The organism is Hoylesella timonensis S9-PR14 (assembly GCF_000762405.1).
Taxonomy (GTDB): domain Bacteria; phylum Bacteroidota; class Bacteroidia; order Bacteroidales; family Bacteroidaceae; genus Prevotella; species Prevotella timonensis_A.
In genome coordinates this window covers 28,937-48,560 of the sequence record NZ_JRPQ01000277.1, presented here as the reverse complement: position 1 = coordinate 48,560, position 19,624 = coordinate 28,937, and the positions used below count along the sequence as shown (strand labels likewise).

The following is a 19,624-nucleotide window of genomic DNA, read 5'->3' as shown; positions in this document are numbered from 1 at the left end:
TAATGTGGTTATAAGTGAATTTATGAGAGGAAGAGAAAGTTTTGCAGAGGTCTCATATTATAAATAATTATCTTTGCTAAAGATTATGTTTTACAAAGATAATATTTTAATAACTATCAACACACAAAATCACCAATAATTTTAATTCTAATCAAAATTATGTTTGCGAAAGATAATGTTTACCGAATATAATATGGGTGAAGTGAATGCTGTAAATGACACTCCTCATACAAACAATAATCCCTTTGAATAAGATTTTAGGTTTGCACATACAGCATTTAAATTATTCAATTTCGCAAACCTCCCATTGATATCAATACATACTGGATAATCGAATTCTTCTGACTCCAGTAAATATTTAAGTTCCTTGATGCTACGTGGTTGAAAATAGAAAGAAATGAAACCCTTCCATTGCTAACTTTTCGGATGTCATCTATATAGAATTTCCACATATCCAGTTTCAATTTACACCCTGTACATCCTGTAGAATCTGCATACATTACAATTTTCATGGATGTTTTTTTTGATTAGTACTAGGAGTTTATTTACCTAAACATACGAATTTCTCATATTTCGGGAAGAAGATTTAACACTCCCTATTATTTACTTGGCCATTAGTACATGATGCTAAAACCAAGTATGTAAAAATCAGGAAAACTAACTTTCTCTTCATTTGTTATTTACTATTTCTGGTTTCTTGGATTTCCATCTGTGATGACGTCATCATTTGATATGCTCTTCGATGTGCGTTTCACCCTATCATGCAACTTTCCTATACGCAGGTTGACGTTTATGCCGAAACTGCGATAGTCACGCTTCACATTCGTAAAGCGATTTGTAAAGTCGGCAGTTTCAGTAAACTGCTCTATACGCAAATCATTTTGGAACAGATTATTTCCATAAATGGCTACCGTCAGCCTGTCGTCTTTCAAGAAAGAACGAATCAGCATAAGACGGTACATCATGGAGCCTTCGGTATACCCTTGCAAATCTAAGCTTCGGCTGTTCAGCGAACAACCGGCTACCATTCTCAACCTCCACGGCAGGGTTTTCTGAAAATTAACCGAAAGACTGCTTGAATATCCATTATTATGCTGTCTCAGCAGTGAACTTTTAAGATTGGTATATGCCCCGTTTGCAGTGACATTCAAGGTGGCACTCCCGGAGAGGGCCCACTGGATGTAAAGGTTCAGATAAGCATTACTTCTCTTGAGCAGATTGCCATACGTGGAGATAAGGGTGGCATTTTCCCCTGTTACTATATTGTCGGTCAGGGAGACAGGATTACCCCAATAGGAGTAGCCGATGATGCCACGATCCTGTAAGTCGAGTCCTGCCGTCATGTTTATTCCAAAGCGCCGGGCAAACGAGTTGAACGAGAGGCTCAGGTTATGCGAGGATGATGTGGTCAGGTCAGGGTTTCCTGTCTTGATGACTGTAGGATTCGTCCGGTCTACATAGGGATTCAGATTCCAGATGTTGGGGCGTGATATGCGCATGGCATAAGAGAACGTGAGCATTCGTGTCTCCCCTATACGGTAGCCGATTGACAAGGAAGGGACCACGTTATCGAATTGTGCACCGAAATTTTCATGGCGCGTCAGGAGGTTATTCTCAGGATAGCTTACTTTCTGCGAAGAATGCTCATAACGCATTCCTATCTTTCCGGATATTAGCTTGTGCTGTATGGCATATTCTGCGTATGCGGATGAAATGTCGGTCTTCTGCCTATAAGAAAGTGACTGACCCAGATCTTCAGCAAAAGGATTTTCCGTACCAGCCGTTCTTGTAGCTTCGCCATTGTCACTCTTATGGCTGCGGCGGATGTATTTTGCCCCCACACTCAATGTATGCTTTCCACCTATGGTTACGGTATAGTCTATCTGACCGGTATGCTCGTCCGTACGCAGGTCGGACGTGGTACACATGTCCTTGAGACTTAAACCTGGTGCCTGGTCTTTTTGCCAGTGATAAAGGCTGGAGGACGTAACGGTGGAGGGAACCGCCGAAAAACGATACGACAACGTTATGACACCGCCATGTCTGCCAAGCATATGTTGGTAATCTATTCCTGCGTACAGGCTGTTTATTCGATTGCGTGACACCTGCTCATTGTCGAAACTGTATCTGTGCCTACCGTTGCCGTCGTACATATCTGTGCGCATATCCGTCCAGCTTTTTCTGGTATAGTTCTCTACTCCTGCCGTCATACTGATCAAATGGCGGCTGTCAAACTCATAGCTGCCGCTCAACTCCATAAAATGGGCGGGTGCTTTGACCTGATAATTTGAGTAGGAGCGCATCTGTCCTGCTGCCGACAGCGTTTTACCTGTGCGTTCCGTCTCCTGCCATCCCTTGGGTGGTCTGGAATAACTTACCCCATCTGTGACTGACAGGGTTAATTTCCCCACCTTAGCCAATCCTGACACGTTTGCGCTTTGTGCTATATTCATTACTCCCACACCCAGACTGACATTGTAGCCTTCCAGCTTCGAGCTGCCTACCGTAATGATGTTGAGTATCCCGGCTATGCCTTCCGCATCATATTTGGCGCCGGGATTTGTAATGACTTCTATCTTCCTGACGGTCGAAGCAAGGATTGTCCTCATCATCTCCGTTACCTTGTTGCTCATCATGGTGTTTAGCTTGCCGTTCACATATACCTTAAAATCAGTACTGCCCTTGACCTTCACGACATCATTCCCCTCTACTGTAACCATAGGCACCTTCCGCAACATTTCCAGCAGCGTCATGCTCCTGCTGTCGGGATCATCGGCTACATGATAGGTTATCTTGTCGAGTTCTGCCTTTATCAACGGGCGCGAGGCACTTACCTGCACCTCCTTAAGATGTACGGTCGAGTCGCTCATCTGTCTGATGGTATCATTGCGTGTCTGCGCAGAGGCATACCCCGTACAGACTATGTACAGCAGCATCATGAATATCAGCCCCACTGTCCAGCTTTCAGCTATTCTCGTCTTCATTCTTTCACTGTTTTTGATACATGAAACTCAAAGGTGCCACTGCCTAACAGTCCCAGGCCATCGGTACCCTCCACGACCCCTATAAACTGCGTGTTGATGTCGGAAGTCCAAAATGGCACGGTGGCATCTCCGTTCTTGTCAGTCTGTACAGAGGGACTCCATAGCAGTGTATTCCGCGCATCGGGTAGCGGGGACAGCATCTCCACAGGATCGGGCATATAGAACTCGCGTTGGCCATAGTAACCCTTGACACGCGTTATGTTATTCATACGGAGCAATTCCTCGTCGGTGTACAACTGCCCCTGATATAAAATTGATGTTATATCTGCAATATACCATTCTCCGTCTTCTCCTGGTAGATACTTAATCAGTTCATATCGCTTTCCAATCTCCGGCTTTAATCTCTTTCCACTGTAATTAGCACCCGGCGACCCTGCCGGATGATGGGTATATCCTTCCCAATAATCATTGAGATGTCCCACTGTTCCAGGTTCCTGCGAACCATCGGGACAAACCCAGGCTGTATTTAAACTTAATTGGGCCATACTGTCCAATCTCCCCATAAATTTATCTCTAAAGGGCATCCTTCGCTTCCTGGTGACCAGCACTTCGTTCAACAGCACTGTCCCTGCCGAAGTCATGATGGGCTCCACGTCTTCCTTTTCTTTCTCAGCATTGTTCAAATAGGATAGGTATGTTTTTTTCGACTTCCTTATGGAGTCTATCAGTACCGTACCATCCGAGAGCGTCAGATGTGGCTTGAATTCTTTTCCCAAAAGTGGCTTGATATAGATATATCCACCCCGAAGCATATTCATGACAGACACGGGAACAGAGAAGTTGCCCACGGAATCTGTCCATAGGAACTGGCTGTCCCCAGAAGGTCCGAACACCTGAATCACCTGCTCGCCTACGTTGGTGGTATTTCTTTTCATCTTACGGTTTCCCACGGTTTCCTTTCCGATGATGCTGTCACATAGAAATGGTTTCCCACGATAGTCCTTCAGGCTTGCCTGCCAGGTATACCGCCGCCACCCTTGCGTAAGAAGCAATAGGTCCAAAGCGTGCAGCCTGTCCAGATTCTTGTGATCGAAGTAGTAGGCGGGGTGATGAATATTACCACGTATCTGGGTTGAGAGGAAATTATAGGATAGCATCGTTTCCCGATAGGCTTGGTTCATGTAAGCTTTGTCAAAGATGCTCATGCATATTTCTGCCTGTACCGGTTTTCCCTCGGAATCGGTCACATGTATCCTTACCTCTCCCCTGTTGCGGCGTGTATAGGCTTCTTTCGACGGATGGGCCGTTATAGTGAGCTGTTTATCTGGCCAAACAAAGAACAATCTTTCTGCTACTGGGCGTTGCTGTTCATCGTAAAGGGTTGCCTCTGCAATTCCCTGTCCGGGGAACTCGGTCGTAGGCAAAGTGATGATGAGGCTGTCACGAAGTATGCCGCTGGCCTGACAGCAGGGAACACCACGCATCTGCACAAACAGAGTTATGCGACGAGGCTTGCTTCCACGGGGCTGTCTCACCGAGAAAACGGCATTTTTACTGTCTGTGTGTTCCAAATGCATTACCATGCCCGAATGGAGAGATGCGGGAAGGGGGAATTCATTTCCGCTGGTCAGTCGTACCGTGTATTGGACCCCCTCGTGAGGGACGAGCGAAAACTGCCCCATGCCGTCATGCACACTTTCTATATCCGACACCTTCACCCCGTCTTCGCACAGCCATCCCCTCATGAAGACAGGCATACCACGGCCGTCTGTTGACCTGAATGCGACATGATTCTCCATACCCAAAACCAGATAACCTCCTTCCGGATATAGTCCAAGGCTGATGCTGTCCTTGCATTGTGCAGGCCTTATATCTTTCGGATTCGGTGTGTTGATTCGGTCAACGACCCATATCTTTTGAGGGAACACGGCTTCCGTACTGTCTGCATAGAACGAAGACTGAGTATATCCTTCCACCTTGTACTCCCCGTTTTTCCAATGTTCCCCGATGAAGACGTGTCCTTCCGCCCGCCCACCGGAAATCGGATATTTATCATTCCACACAAGGCTGTCGGCGGGGTCATAGATCCTCAGAAAGAGAGTCTGGCTTCTGTCTGACAGTGTCAATAAGGAGCGGTCGAACAGCCAGGCTTTGAACCACATATCTTCCCCCGTCTCATAGATCTCCTTGCTGAATAGCATGTACGGCTGGTCCTTAGGCAGTGCGGCACGGATTACCTCCAAATCTTGTGCAGTATGCGGTTGACTCTGACCAGATGCAGTCAGGAAGAACAGGCCCAGCAGGAGAGACACTCCGAGATTCTTACAGGTTCTCATAGGATACTTCTTACAATTACGTAGCATGAAGTGCGGTTGCACCCATGCTAAGATTAGATTACTTGTACGGATCGCAGTCACGATACTCTACAGCGACCACACAGACTCCAGCACCACTCAGGCATTTCCCGCTTGCGGAGCAGTCTGAGCCTTGGACACACTCTGCATTCACCTCGGTCGTGCTTATTCCTGAATACGACTGACCCCGCATTGGAACACAAGTGCGTGTGTCTGAATCTAAAAAAGGGACTCCCGAAAGAATCCCCTTTTTACCATTTTGTGACTCGCATGGGGCTCGAACCCATGACCCCAACATTAAAAGTGTTGTGCTCTACCAACTGAGCTAGCGAGTCTAACCATATAGCTTATTTTCTTTAAGCGAGTGCAAATGTACGAATAAATCTTGGAAGACAGTTATACAAGCGCAACAAATATTACTATTTTGTCTTTTTTTAACAATCATTGATTGGTTCTGTGCTGTGATGAAACGACAGTTAGTGGGGCCATATTTCGTTTTTAATTAGCAGTATCAAGGAAGGGGAAAACGTGCAATTGGACAGAATCCATATAAATAAGGATTGAACAAATGCAAAAATTAAGATAATTTTGCAACGTCTTAAAAAGTAATATTAAATCATTGAAATATGAGATTTTACACAAATATTACAAGTATGTTATTTGCTGTTTTAACAGCAATGCCAGTGATGGCAGAAGAGAAAGATACCATTAAAGTTGGAGACGACTTAGGAGAGGTGTCTGTTATTGGGTTCAAACAAGAGAGAGCGGCTCTGTCGCCTGTGTCACAATCTTCTGTGGGCAATCTCTACATCCAAAACAATCAATTGGATGGACTGCGTGAATTGAGTGGACGAATGGCAAACTTTTACATGCCCGACTATGGTTCACGCCAATATTCTCCCATTTACATTCGCGGTATTGGCTCTAAAACCAGCACGCCTTCGGTGGGTGTGTACGTCGACGGAATGCCATACTTTGACCGGTCTGTGTTAGATATGGACTTATTTGGAATTAGCAAAGTGGAGATTTTGCGTGGACCTCAAGGTACACTCTTTGGTAGAAACTCTACTGCGGGTCTCATCAACATTTATACCCATTCGCCTTTGGACTATCAAAACACAATGGCGAAAATAAGTTATGGCTCTTATAACGACATTCAAGCCATGGCGTCTACGTATCAGAAGCTCTCCAATTCTTTCGGTTTTTCAGTGGCAGGTAATTATCATCATAATGACGGTTACTTTATGAACACCTATTTAAATAAGAAAGCGGACCCTATGGACAATGGGACGATAAGAATAGGATTGGCTTGGAAACCAGCGCAGCGTTGGTTAATGCGATATTCTCTCAACTTAGATGTTATCGACCAAGGCGGCTTCCCTTATGCAATCTATGATGCCAAAAAAGATGCACTCAACGAGATTAGTTATGACGAGGCATCTGGTTATCATCGATTTGTGCTGTCTACAGGCATGAATTGGAGATACGAAGGAGATAAATTTAGTTTCAACAGTCAGTCTTCCTTTCAATATAGCAAAGACAAAGTGTCGATGGATCAAGACTTTACCAAGAACCATATCCTCTTTGTGAGCATGCCGCAACATCAAAACATGTTCAGTCAGGAGTTTACATTTCGCTCAAAGAACGACCATTGGTACCATTGGATGACGGGCGTTTTTGCCTTTACGCAGACGAAAAACTTTGCGACAGCCATCAACTATTTTACGCCTAAACACGCTCTCCGTGCCAAAGGAACGAAAGATAATGAGAACGAAATCCCCGTTAGTGGACTGGCTGCCTATCATGTATCGAGCTTTGATTTATACAAAGGTCTGTCCGCATCCTTAGGCATTCGCTATGATTATGAAACTTCTAAGGTTGATAATCATACCTATTGGACGCCAGAAAATAATCCTTCAGGCAAATCAAAGTTATTGGTTCAGTACAATGAAAAGATGTATTCCAATCAAATTACCCCACGATTTACGCTTAAACAACAATTTACACCCAATAAAATGGTTTATCTCACGGTTGCCCGAGGATACAAACCGGGAGGATTTAATGCGGCGAAAGAGAGTGAAGCCGATCGCTCGTATGCGCCTGAATACACTTGGAACTATGAAATTGGCACGAAACTCAATTTCTTAGAAAACCGCCTTTCCTTAGAAGCAAGTGCGTTTTACGTAGACTGGAAAGACCAACAGCTCTCTGTCATTGTCCCTATGGTAGGGGCTGTGATACGCAACATAGGACACTCGGACAGCAAAGGATTTGAAGTTTCCCTGTCAGGTCAACCCTTAAAAAATCTCCTTCTTTATGCCAATTATGGATATACTTATGTTCGATTTCTTGCTGCCAATACAGGAAAGAAGCGAGATTACACGGGGAACATCCTGCCTATGGTGCCTCGACACACCGTTTCGCTCAATGCCAATTACTCCTTATACCAGCTTGGCATGTTAGACAGATTGATGTTCAACGCTAATCTCACAGGCATGGGAAAAATCTATTGGCATGAAAACAACGAGAAATATCAACCCTTCTACGCCCTCCTTAATTTGAAGGTAGCCGCCACCAAAGGACATTTTACATGGGAGTTGTGGACAAAAAACACGACTGCCACCAAATACATGGCATACTATTTCGTGTCTTCCCAAAAGATGGGACAACCCGGAAAGCCTTTCTGTATCGGTACTTCATTGGTGTACACACTCAAATAAATGCAAGAAAAGGTGTTGAAATCAATTTAGAAACGAACAATTCTATGTGTCACCTTGTCTGACACTTTACATCCTGCATCACATTTATGTCAACTCAGAACAAGTCACATCTATTAGGAACATTTTTTAGTTTATACATTGCGCAAGCCGTTCCCATGAGTTTTTTCTCAACGGCATTGCAGGTGTTGATGCGCGAGCAGGCATTTTCATTGACAACCATCAGTTTGCTGCAGCTGATTAAGGTGCCATGGATTCTCAAATTCCTTTGGTCGCCTTTGGTAGATAGACAGTGTATGAGCGTAAAAGACTACAAGCGGTGGATTATTTCCTCCGAAGTTGTTTACGCTGTCCTGATACTTGGTGCAGGATTGTTAAACTTAGAAACCAACATCCAACTGATTATCGTCTTGGTATTCCTTTCACTCATTGCCTCTGCCACACAAGACATTGCGACCGATGCACTGGCCATATTGTGTACGCACAAGGAACAAAAGAGCTTTGTGAACGGCATGCAATCCATGGGAAGCTTTGGCGGTAGTTTGTTGGGCAGTGGGGTGTTGTTAATCGTTTTGCATCATTACGGCTGGAACTTAGTCACTCAATGTCTCAGTGTCTTTGTGCTTTTGGCAATCTTTCCTTTAATCTTGAATAAAAAGATTGCATTGATTCGTCCAAAAGAGAAAAGCCAGAGAGCGAAATGGAATGATTTTATTTGGTTTTTCAACCAACGTGAAGTTTATCCACAGATTATCTTTTTACTCCTTTATTATGCCAGCATCATGGGACTGCTTTCTGTGGTCCGTCCGTATATGGTAGATCTTGGTTACAACATGAAAGAGATTGGTGTCCTCAATGGCATTGTCGGCATCTCGGCAGCCATGGTGGTATCTTATCCTGCCAGTATGCTCATCCGGCGTTTCGGCATTGAGCGAGTGAAGATTCTCTTTGCGGTATTCATCCTCATTGCTACGGTCTACTTCACGATGATTTCATTTTCTTCGCCCACGAAGCCATGGCTCATTGGAGGCATCATGTTCCTTTGGATGTGCTATGGCATGGGAACGGTAGTGGTGTACACTTCTTCCATGTTTATTGTTCGCCAAGGTCGTGAAGGAACCGATTTCACCATCCAAATCGTTATTACTCATATCAGTGGCTTGTTAATGGCGCTTATCAGTGGCAATATTGCCGACCGCTTGGGATATCATGGACTATTCTGTATAGAAGCGGTCATTGCTGCCGTGTCTCTGCTCTATGTGATTGTTTTGTTCAAACGTTCAAAAAGGAGTTCACTTCCTCTCAAAAATGAAGATACGCTATGAAACCAACCATTCTCATCACTGCCCCTCAACATTATTCTTCTCGCTTAGAGGCTTCGTTCAAGCGGTATCAAGACCAAGTGAGCGTCGTCCATATCCCGATGGTTCAATCTACTATTGCTACGAACAACAAGCAGATGCAGGACTTGTGCACCCATCTTCATGAGTATGATTTTGTGGTTTGCTTGAGTCGAAAAGCCATTGATGCCATGCATTATTATGGACACAATCACTGTGACCTCACCCAAACTCAATTCTTGGCTATTGGAAAAGACAATGATTATCTTCAAGATAAATTAGGAGTCACTCCTCCTTTCATTGCCGAGGAGTCCAGTCCGCTCGGCATAGCCCAAGCGTTAGAGGCTCGTGGCTTCACTAAGGGATGCCGCATTGTTGCTCTCTCGCCTGCCTTCGTGGATTTGGAAGAACCTCAAACGGTTCCTGTCTTCATCAAACGACTCAAGGAGTTGAACATAGATGTGCAGCGCATCGATGCGTACGTCAATATGGCTTCCGAACTTTCCGAGCGTAAAAAAGCGTATGATTTAATCATCGACCAACAAATTTCTACGGTAGTATTTACCAGTGGTAGTGAGGTGGTGGCATTCAAAGAAGGTCTCGAAGAAGTGTATGGCACCGATGCCGATAGTGTTCTCGAGTTGATTGATGTTGCCTGCATGGGTCCTTATACTGCAGCGCAAGCAAAGCTAATAGGCTTGAAAGTGGATAAGATTCCCACGAAGTTTCATTCCTTTGACGACTTAACCGCCTATCTCATTGCCTCGAAACCTTAATGCGCAGGCTGCCTTCTCACTTGGTATAGGTGGTCACCAACTTTACGCTCTCTTCATTTGTGCGTTTCTGAATCCATTCACGCATTTGATTATTTTGCTCATTTGTCAGTGGTTTCTTCAATTTGAATTCAGCAATGGCTAAAATGTAAGGTTTGTTTGCTGTCGAATCCAAATTAGCTTCAACAACTGGCGTCAATACAAAAGACTGCACTCCGGGATATAACACCAACATCTCGTTAAACATCTCTGTGCTCAACTTTGAATAAGAGTTCACTTTCTCCAACCTTTGCTGTAAGTCTGTGATTTCAGCTGCTTGCTGTTGCAGTACCTTGATGCTTTGTTCCTGACTCTTCGAAATTGTTAGAAGAGAACCTTCTTCTGGAGAAAATTCGGAGGATTCTGTTCCTTGTATAACGGCAAGCTTGAGATGTTTTAGTCGCGAATGTTCGTTCAGCTCCTTTTGTGCTTTCTTCTTTTGCTCAGGCGTAATCTCCTTCCCTAATGCCACTATTTGTAATACGCTGTCGCCATAGAGATGTTGTGAGACCACTTGCGTTCCCTTCCAGTTTAAGCTGTTTCGAACAAAGATATTCAACTGTCTATCAAACAAGCTCGATCGCATCATTCGAACAGTCATATAAGCTGCCGGAATCATAGTTAACACGGCAATGGCGATAATCATTCGATGTACAAATTTACACCGTTGAGGGTCCACAAAGTGTTTGCGTCTGAAACGCAACAAGAAGACACCAAAGGTGGTTGCCACAGCAATGAAGACGGTATTGATGAAGTACAATAAAGAAGCACCCGCAAAAAAGGCTAAGTTCCCCGAAGCAATACCATATCCTGCCGTACATAGCGGTGGCATCAATGCAGTGGCAATCGCCACACCGGGAATCACATTGCCCTTGTCTTTGACAGAGGCAGCCACAATACCTGCAGCACCACCAAAGAAGGCGATGAGAACATCGTATATGGTAGGCTCCGTACGCGCCAACAACTCTGATTGTACACCTTGGTAAGGTGATAAGAAAAAGTAAATGGTTGCGGTGATAATACCAATAATGGTCGCCACCATATAGTTTTTTACGGCTCGTCTCAACAGCGGTAAGTCATCAATGCCCACCGCTAATCCCATACCCAAGATGGGTCCCATGAGTGGTGAAATGAGCATTGCTCCGATAATAACCGCCGTAGAATTGATATTGAGTCCTAAAGAAGCAATAAACACGGCACATATTAGAATCCAGAGGTTGGCTCCCTTAAAGGTTACTCCTGATGTTATATCTTTAACAACATCCTCTTCCTTCTCACGATTCTCCGACATATCGAAATACTGTCTCAAATATGCCTTCAACGAAACCTTTTCCATTTTGTATAATATCTCGCAGCTATTAGATTGTTCTATTTTGCAAAGATAACAAAATTCAACGAAACTCACCAACAAACGGTCTCATTAACTCCTCTTCTGTCCACCGTTCTTTTTATCCGCAGAGTAATGCAGTTAAAACAAAGGCTAACAGGTTGTTTGTTGTTTTTTGCATCGGAGTTTCACGGATATTCACGGACGTTTTCCGTGTTCTTCCGTGTTAATCCGTTGCTTTAATAATTCTGTTTGCTGTCGTGAGATTCATTCGTAGAACGCTGGCGTTCATTGTCTTGTTGCGTTAATTCGCTTCGTTGTTAAAATAATTGTCCTGTTCAATACAAATTCTGTTCGTTGTTAAAAAAATCCTTGTTGCAACCTCACACCCAATACCCGAAATAAAAATCACTATTATTGACGATTGCAGTTACAAGCAATGGCGGGGCGAAGCCCCAAAAGGAATACAGCCCAGGGTAACACCCTGGGTGGTCAGTAGCTAACTAATTGCGCGCTGTAAGCGCAACAGGAGCCAGAGAAAGGTTCGTGCGTTCCACCTTTTGCTCTTTCAGAGCGCAAATAACTTGCTTCAATGTACCCCAGGGCGTTGCCCTGGGCTGTATTCTTATTGGGCTTTCAGCCCGTCTTTGCTCGGAACATCAACTGTTGTACGATGTCCCTGGGCTAATTTCCTTTTGGGCTTTCAGCCCGTCTTTGCTGTGTGCAAACCATTTTGTTCAAGGTAAAACAACAGAATTTCAAGCAAAAAGAGGTAGCGAAACGTAATATTTCTTATTGTAGCAACGGAAGGACACGGAAGGACGCGGACGTGTCGTGAAATCTCGCAAAAGCTTTATTCGTTATTAAAAATAATTGTCTTGCTAAATTTGTTATTCATTCGCTGAACGCTGGCGTTCATTGTCTTGCAGAGTTGATTCGTTTCATTTGTTAAATTCGTTGTTAACCATATTTCCTTTCATCGAAAGAACCGTGCCATTCCGTGTTCTTCCGTTGCTATAACAATTTATTTGCTGTCCGTTGCATCGGAGTTTCACGGATATTCACGGACGTTGTCCGTGTTACTCCGTGTCCTTCCGTTGCTATCATAATTTTATTTGCTGTCCGTTGCACTGGAGCTTCACGGATATTGTTCGTGCCCTTCCGTTGCTATCATATTTTTATTTGCTGTCCGTTGCAATAACACAATAGGAGTGGATTACTGCTTTGCCACCTCAAAAGCCTGACGTATTCGGTGCGCCATGCCGATGCCGTCTCTGATGTTTCCAGCCAAAATCAAGCCCGGATATTGCTGCTGTATTTGTTCAATGGCAGCGTAGCGTTCGCCACTCGATGCCACGTACTGCGGAATGGCACGCTCGTGCCTGAAGATGCGAATGGCATCTGGCTGCACAGAAGCAGGCAACTTCAACATACGGTGTAAGGCATCTTCTACTATGGCTGTCAGTTCTTCATCTGTCTTCGATAAGAAATCTGGATGTCGCACCCCTCCCAAGAAGAACGAGAGAGTAGCACCGCCGAGCGGAGCACGATTTTCGAAGCAACTGGAGGGGAACAGTATGCCCAACACTTGTTGCTTCTCGCACGACGGTACCAACCCACCAAAGGCGTTAAGCGATACCCCTTGCGTGTCTTTGATGCCTACCCCCACTTGTACGATGGGCGCATAAAACAAATTCGATATCTTGGACATCAACGATTGTTGAATGAAAGGCAGCAGAGCGGGCAGCGCATAAGCCCCACAAGTAGTAACCACTTCATGACAGTACACAGTTTGCCCTTGTCCTAAACCAGTGGTGTACTTCACCACATATCCACCGTCCGTAGGATTGATTTCCACCCCGTCAGCACCAGTAATGAGATGCGCTGCACCAATAGCATCGCCCAAGGCGTTGACCAAATGACTCAAACCGCCACGTGCAGAAAACACTTTCTTTGTTGCCCGTCGGTCTCTTTCTGTTTTCGGCGCTTTGGCTTTGGCAATGGCTCCACGAATAAAACTACCGTGTTCTTGTTCTAATAGGTATAATTTTGGTAATGCAAATCGGGTCACCAAGGTCATCGGATTACCAGCATACACGCCCGATACAAAGGGGTCTACCGCATAATCGAGATACGATTTCCCCAATCTGCGCGCTGCCAATGCGCCAACGGTCTCGTCAGGATTGGTGCCTTTGGCACGAAAAGGCTCTCCCAAGATGCGGAATTTGTCGTACCACGTAAACAATGGCGTGCGCAACCCTCCTATCGGTCCTGCTGGTAAGTCGTGAAAACGCCCTCCTTTCCATATCCAACGCCTTTTCGACGATTCGCATGCGGTCTCCATGCTACACTCTTGGTTGAGTGCCTCAAACAGCTCTGCCACCTCTGGAAAAGATACCGAGCCCGTGTTAGGACCGCTCTCCATGATATAGTCGCCCACCTGTTGAGTGTGTATCTGTCCGCCAATTCGGGGTTGTTTCTCTATCACTACCACTTCTTTGCCTTTCCGCTTCAACAGGAAGGCGGTGGTGAGTCCTGTTAAGCCTGCACCTATCACACACACATCGACGTGTCGTGAGGCTTCTTGGGCAGGCTGATGCTCATGAGTAGGTTTGCTCTCTATGGAGACGTTGTCTTTATTTTCTGCCATTCTTTTTATCATTATAGGGCGGTTCTATAAATTACCGCCGTAAAGTTTTAGTATATCAGTCAGTTTACGTTTTTGTCATCTTGCGGTCTCTTTTTGGTTCAATTTGCTTGCTCGTTCAGTCGTATAGCCCGCTATACTCCTTCACTTACAAACAAATTGACCACAAAAACAGCCTCGCAATCTGACAAAGCTAATTTATAGAACCGCCCTAAATTGCGCTGCTGCGCTCATCTTAAGTTACTTTTCTTGTGGGTCAACGATAGTAAAATTCAAATCTCACCACCGCTCACCAATTCATCTTTATATAGGTTTGGAAAACTTTTTATCGGTGTGCGCCATGAGTGGGTCGAGGGTGGCGACCACATTGCGTACAAAGGGCGACCCTGTCTGAGTCATACTGATGCTGTCCTCGCTGAGCTGTATCAAGCCGTCTGCCTCCATCTCTTTCAATTTCTGCTCATCATAGTTCGTGGCTGCCTTCACCTCGGCAGGTGTACACCCAAGGCGCGCCGCAATTTCCGACCAAGAGAAATGGTAGTTACACATCATCTGCTCTATCACCTCACGCACCATCTGCTCTTGCGTTGTAAGCTCGTAGCCACGATAGGTGTAAGGTTTTCCTGCTTCTATGCAGCGGATATATTCCTGAATGTCACGCCCATTTTGTGCGTATGCCGTTTGTAGCTGACTGATAGCTGTCACGCCAAACGCATACACCTGCCCTGTGGTGCGGCGTGTACAATAGCCTTGAAAATTACGATGCAGCTGTTTTGTTTCCAATGCCACACTCAGTTCGTCGGTAGGTAACACAAAGTGGTCCATGCCAATGCTGCGATAACCTGCCGTATGTAACACTTCTGCTGCCCGTCGATACATCTCTTGTTTGTCATCGTCTTGTGGCAATCCCAATTTCTCGAGTATCAGCTGGCGTTTGTGCACCCATGGCACGTGGCCATAACTGAAGGTCACAATCCTGTCAGGATGTAGATTCGCTGCCTGTTCAGCGGCTCGAGCAAACGAGTTGGGTGTTTGATAGGGCAAGCCAAACAGCAAATCCATGTTCACCGTTGCACCCTGCTCGCGCAGGAGGTGCATAATCTCTTCCACAGGAAGGAGTGACGGACGGCGGTTGACTGCCTTCAACACATGCTCGTCAAAATCCTGAATACCCAAGCTATATCTATTAAAACCACATTGTGCCAATGCCTCCCAATCTCCTTCTGCCAAGTAACCGGGATGACACTCTATGGCGATTTCTGGATGTGCAATGGTGGGCATCAACGAGCGCAAGTGTTCGTTGAGCGACTTTAAGTCTGCAATGGGCAATGCCGTAGGACTTCCTCCGCCATAGTGTATCTGCGAAATTTGGCGGTTTTGGGTGTCTAAATGACTGGCAATGAGGTCTATTTCTTGGTGCAAGGCATCAACATATCTTCTCCTCATGTCTTGGTTCACCATGGGGTAGGAGTTACAACCGCAGTAATGGCATAAATGTCTACAAAACGGTATATGCAGATAAAAGGACACCAACGGCTGGTGCGCATGGTGGTTGGAGGCTTCTATGGCAGAGAGATACTGGTCTGTGGTCAGTTCGTGAAAATAGTTGGCGGGGGGATAACTGGTGTACCGAGGCACCGGGACGTTATATTTATCGAGCAATCGCTGATACATCTTTTTAATTCTCTTGTTTTCTTTGCGGTGTGAGTGCTGCTCTCCTCATGCTCCACGACAATGCTCGGAAGCGTAAGGGCGTTGTGTCCAACACGTTGTCTCGTTCATGGCAACAGGGGGGTTCCCAACAGCAACGGACAGGCGTACTCACCGTAATCGTTTGTATAATGTTTGGTTGCAAATTTACAATAATGTCATTACATGTAAAATCCTATATTATGAGGATATTTCCCCCTCGCCTTGCACAGATATCCGTGCCTCTCCGTACCTCTCCCTCGCGCTTTGGTTTTTACTGATAACTGATTGTTAAAAATGTTAATTACGTTTTGAAAAAATAGGACAACAGCACTTTCAAAATTTGAATATTTGCGAGCAAGGCGAGCATCGGTTGAAAATATGCGAGTTTTGAGCAAGTTTGCAACTCGCTGAAAGCCAATGTTTTGCCAAAAATAAAATTTCGTAACAGTGAAAATCGCCTCGTAACCCACTCTTATAAGCGCAAAATAACGCCCTTACTCCATGTGATCAAGGGGCTTGAAAGCATGCTTTAGTCGTGCAAAGTCATTGAGATAGTCGCCTTAAAGACATGGAACAACCAATTTGTGACTTTCTAACACGCAAATTCACCCATGTTCACGAGCTATTTCACCCACTTCTGAAGTGTTAATTTTCGGCAATTTATTTTGACAAAACCGTAGAAAATCGTTCTTCTATGATGTGCCAATGGCACACCTCGAGCATCTGTACTATTTCATAGCCATGACAATATTTATTTGCTGTTTTTTTGCATCGGAGCTTTACGGATGTTCACGGACGTTGTCCGTGTTATTCCGTGTCCTTCCGTTGCTATTATCATTTGTTTGCTGTTTTTTTGCATCGGAGTTTCACGGATATTCACGGACGTTGTCCGTGTTATTCCGTACCATTCCGTTGCTATCATATTTTGTTTGCTGTTTTTTGCATCGGAGTATCACGGATATTCACGGACGTTGTCCGTGTTACTCCGTGCCATTCCGTTGCTATTATCATTAGTCTGATGTCCGTTGCCGCTATAACAATTTTATTAAATGTGTGTAAAAAACATTCGTTGGATTTGTTACAACCGATGCTTTTGTGTACCTTTGCACCGAATTGTGGAATTTCATGAAGATAATTACTATTCAACTATCCTACACGAGTATTCATCCAACGACATAAAACAACAATTAAATATTTTTTAGAATGATGAAAGAAAATTACAACAACAAAGCGAAGCACCGCAGCGCATGGTTTGCGCTTGTGCTGCTGATGATAACGGCGCTGCCTATCACTGCACAGAATGCAGCCAAAAGGTTCCAAGGCAAAGGCGGAATACTTTGGTATGAGGTAGTGGATGCCACGAAGCATACCGTAAAAGTGACATACGAGAACACAAATGCGGCAAAGCCAGAAGCAAGGCAGCTGGAATTTGAAAAAGATAATTTTAATAATGGTACTAAGGGTGGTGACGAAGGTGCTGATAATACTTACAAAGGCTATAGCGGAACACTGAATGGTACAATAACCATTCCTGAGACAGTCGAAGATGCCGATGGCACGAACTGGACGGTGGTAGCCATCGGTACTTGCGCATTTATCAATGAAAGAGGGTTTTATGTTGATGATAACGTTAAGAATAAAAAGAAACTAATTCGATTAGATTTTGAACTTCCTTCAACCATTGAACACATTGAGGAGGCTGCCTTTTATCAAGCCTACGCATGTACTATCAACTTCCCTGAGGGACTGAAAACCATCGGAAGGCAAGCTTTTTATAGGAGCATTATGGGTTATTATTATACTTATAGAACCCCTAAATTTAGAAGAGGTGTTAGCAAAAAATCTGCCGGAAAAATTAGTATTTCCGGTCAAACAGCCATAGGTCCCCAAGCCTTTGAGGAATGTTCTAGAGAAGGTGCAACTTTGTCATGTCCAAACATCAGGTATTTGGGTTATCAGGCTTTCAAAGGCTCTGGATTTTCGATGGAAGTTCCTGCATCGGCAAAGCTTGGGGAACAACCTACAGACCCTGAAATTACAGCGATGTATGCCGACCTGCCAGGTGTGGACAAGGAGTCGGGAGCAGAAGCCTTCGCTCAATGTAAGAAGGGTGTTGTAACTTTGAAAGAAGGCATAACAACGATTCCAACGGGTATGTTTGAGAATGCTTTTAAGGAATTAGATAAATTTGATATTCCTCTTTCGGTGACTACCATAGAAGAAAGAGCTTTCGCAAATGCTGGTATCAAAAGTTTTAGCGAATTGTCTAAAGTAACGAAAATAGGTGCAAAGGCTTTTGAGAATGGAGCTTTGTTTGGTGACTTTGTTATTCGTGATAATGTCGAGGAAATTGGCGAAGGTGCGTTTAAGGGAAATACCAATTTGACAGGTTTTACATTGATAGGCAGTGCTAACTGCACGGTTGGTGCGGGCATTCTCGAAGGTTGCCCCTTAGAATACCTTGACCTGAAGAACGTGAATAGTACGTATGTCAAGAGCCATCTGATGAATTTGTCGCGTGAAGCTAATTCTGGCACAGGTTCAGCGAAGACATTAGTAGCAGGCTTGCCAGTGAACGTCATCGTTTACCTGCCCGATGTACCAAACATTAGCTTTGCGGATGATCAGGATGTGAACTTTGTCAAGTTTGACGGCACATGTACCAAGTTGCTCTTAGAGGATGGTGTGGAATACGAGTTCCCCCATGAGATCAAAGCAAGTGAAGTAGTTTACGACCGTGATATTTCCTCCTTTGCCTCTGGCAAGAACTGTTTCACCATTTTCCTGCCATACGCCGTGAAACTTCCAAATGGCATTCGCGCATACAATTTGGACTTACAAACAAAGAGAACCACGGATAAAATAAACGAGTACACCGGTAAATATATAGTTGAAGAAGTTTATATGTTCAAGTCAATCCCCGACGGTAGCAAGCTTGAGGCGAACAGACCCTATTTGCTGCGCATCACAGATGGTCAGAGCCACACCTTTCAGGAGTTCAAAGTGATTGACAATCCAGTGGTAATTGCTGCGTCTGGCAATGACAAGGATAAGAAATTTAACAGACTCAAGCCAAAGTTCTTTACTGAAGGTAAAAATGACCCAAGCTACGTGTTCACTGGAAGCACCGAAAAGCTTCAACGTGGGGATGGACAGAATTCGCCGATTAACAACCCTTGGGTGCTGGGTCGTGATAAAGTAACTGGAAAAGATTTGTGGAAAAGAATGCCAGGTAAGACGGGTGCGGATAAACTCATACCACCTTTCCGCGGAATCATTATGCCTAAGTCGTCTATTGCAGCCGCCAAGCAGTTTGTGTTACTCACTGAGGAGGACAATCAAACAAATGGCATCAACGATGTGACAGGAAACACCGATGTACAGCAAGGCGCACAGCGCATATACACCATCGACGGGCGCTATGTAGGCACCGACTTCGACAGTCTGCCATCGGGCATATATATCATGAAGGGTAAGAAAACATTAAAGACGAAATAAAGATGAACAGAGATAATATAAATATAAACAGCACAGCTCGCAGCAGACGTACCTACCTGTCGCCATGTACCGAAATCATCAAAATGGAAACAACTAACCCCTTAGCGGAAAGTTTAGGAATTCCAAGGACAGATGAAAATACTGATGAAGCCTATGGAAAGAAGTGGCAGGGCGACGACTTGGACTCGTGGGACGAAGAGGATGCCAACTATAAAAACAACTGGGGAAGCGTGTGGTAACCCTCGACATGCGT

The 19,624-nt window shown here is 44.7% G+C and carries 10 protein-coding genes and 1 tRNA gene; 5 read left to right on the top strand and 6 right to left on the bottom strand.

Translation table 11 applies throughout. From position 1 onward, the window contains the following. Positions 1-683 precede the first annotated feature (683 nt). The 3 genes from HMPREF9304_RS13130 to HMPREF9304_RS13120 all read right to left on the bottom strand — a co-directional run bounded on the left by HMPREF9304_RS13130 (position 684) and on the right by HMPREF9304_RS13120 (position 5,673). Positions 684-2,984 (bottom strand): outer membrane beta-barrel family protein, encoded by a 2,301-nt coding sequence (locus tag HMPREF9304_RS13130; RefSeq protein WP_036929943.1) that lies wholly within the window; start codon positions 2,982-2,984, stop codon positions 684-686. Further along, the gene (locus HMPREF9304_RS13125; RefSeq protein ID WP_036929942.1) at positions 2,981-5,320 is read right to left on the bottom strand and encodes a hypothetical protein; all 2,340 of its coding nucleotides are present in this window, start codon (positions 5,318-5,320) and stop codon (positions 2,981-2,983) included. Before HMPREF9304_RS13125 ends, HMPREF9304_RS13130 begins: the two co-directional genes overlap by 4 nt. A gap of 280 nt (positions 5,321-5,600) precedes the next feature. Next, positions 5,601-5,673 (bottom strand) — tRNA-Lys (locus tag HMPREF9304_RS13120). Positions 5,674-5,964: 291 nt separating this feature from the next. Here HMPREF9304_RS13120 and HMPREF9304_RS13115 point away from each other — a divergent pair. The 3 genes from HMPREF9304_RS13115 (at position 5,965) to HMPREF9304_RS13105 (ending at position 10,171) form a co-directional block, all read left to right on the top strand. Beyond that, on the top strand, positions 5,965-8,058 hold the full coding sequence (locus tag HMPREF9304_RS13115; protein WP_036929940.1) for a TonB-dependent receptor: 2,094 nt from the start codon (positions 5,965-5,967) through the stop codon (positions 8,056-8,058). A gap of 86 nt (positions 8,059-8,144) precedes the next feature. Next, the gene (locus tag HMPREF9304_RS13110) at positions 8,145-9,380 is read left to right on the top strand and encodes an MFS transporter (protein WP_036929939.1); all 1,236 of its coding nucleotides are present in this window, start codon (positions 8,145-8,147) and stop codon (positions 9,378-9,380) included. After that, entirely contained in the window at positions 9,377-10,171 is a 795-nt protein-coding gene (locus HMPREF9304_RS13105) for a uroporphyrinogen-III synthase (RefSeq protein ID WP_036929938.1), read from the top strand. Before HMPREF9304_RS13110 ends, HMPREF9304_RS13105 begins: the two co-directional genes overlap by 4 nt. 16 nt (positions 10,172-10,187) lie before the next feature. On the opposite strand, the gene HMPREF9304_RS13100 is transcribed toward HMPREF9304_RS13105, so the two are convergent. From HMPREF9304_RS13100 to hemN, 3 genes are all read right to left on the bottom strand, one after another. Further along, on the bottom strand, positions 10,188-11,543 hold the full coding sequence (locus HMPREF9304_RS13100) for a DUF389 domain-containing protein (protein WP_036929936.1): 1,356 nt from the start codon (positions 11,541-11,543) through the stop codon (positions 10,188-10,190). A gap of 1,207 nt (positions 11,544-12,750) precedes the next feature. Further along, on the bottom strand, positions 12,751-14,184 hold the full coding sequence (hemG, locus tag HMPREF9304_RS13095; RefSeq protein WP_231564546.1) for a protoporphyrinogen oxidase: 1,434 nt from the start codon (positions 14,182-14,184) through the stop codon (positions 12,751-12,753). Between the two features lie 300 nt (positions 14,185-14,484). Continuing rightward, entirely contained in the window at positions 14,485-15,855 is a 1,371-nt protein-coding gene (gene hemN / locus HMPREF9304_RS13090) for an oxygen-independent coproporphyrinogen III oxidase (RefSeq protein WP_036929934.1), read from the bottom strand. Between the two features lie 1,221 nt (positions 15,856-17,076). Here hemN and HMPREF9304_RS13865 point away from each other — a divergent pair. Then, positions 17,077-19,371, top strand: a complete 2,295-nt coding sequence (locus tag HMPREF9304_RS13865; protein WP_052046169.1) for a leucine-rich repeat domain-containing protein — start codon at positions 17,077-17,079, stop codon at positions 19,369-19,371. Between the two features lie 2 nt (positions 19,372-19,373). Next, entirely contained in the window at positions 19,374-19,610 is a 237-nt protein-coding gene (locus tag HMPREF9304_RS13075; RefSeq protein ID WP_036929931.1) for a hypothetical protein, read from the top strand. Positions 19,611-19,624: the final 14 nt, after the last annotated feature.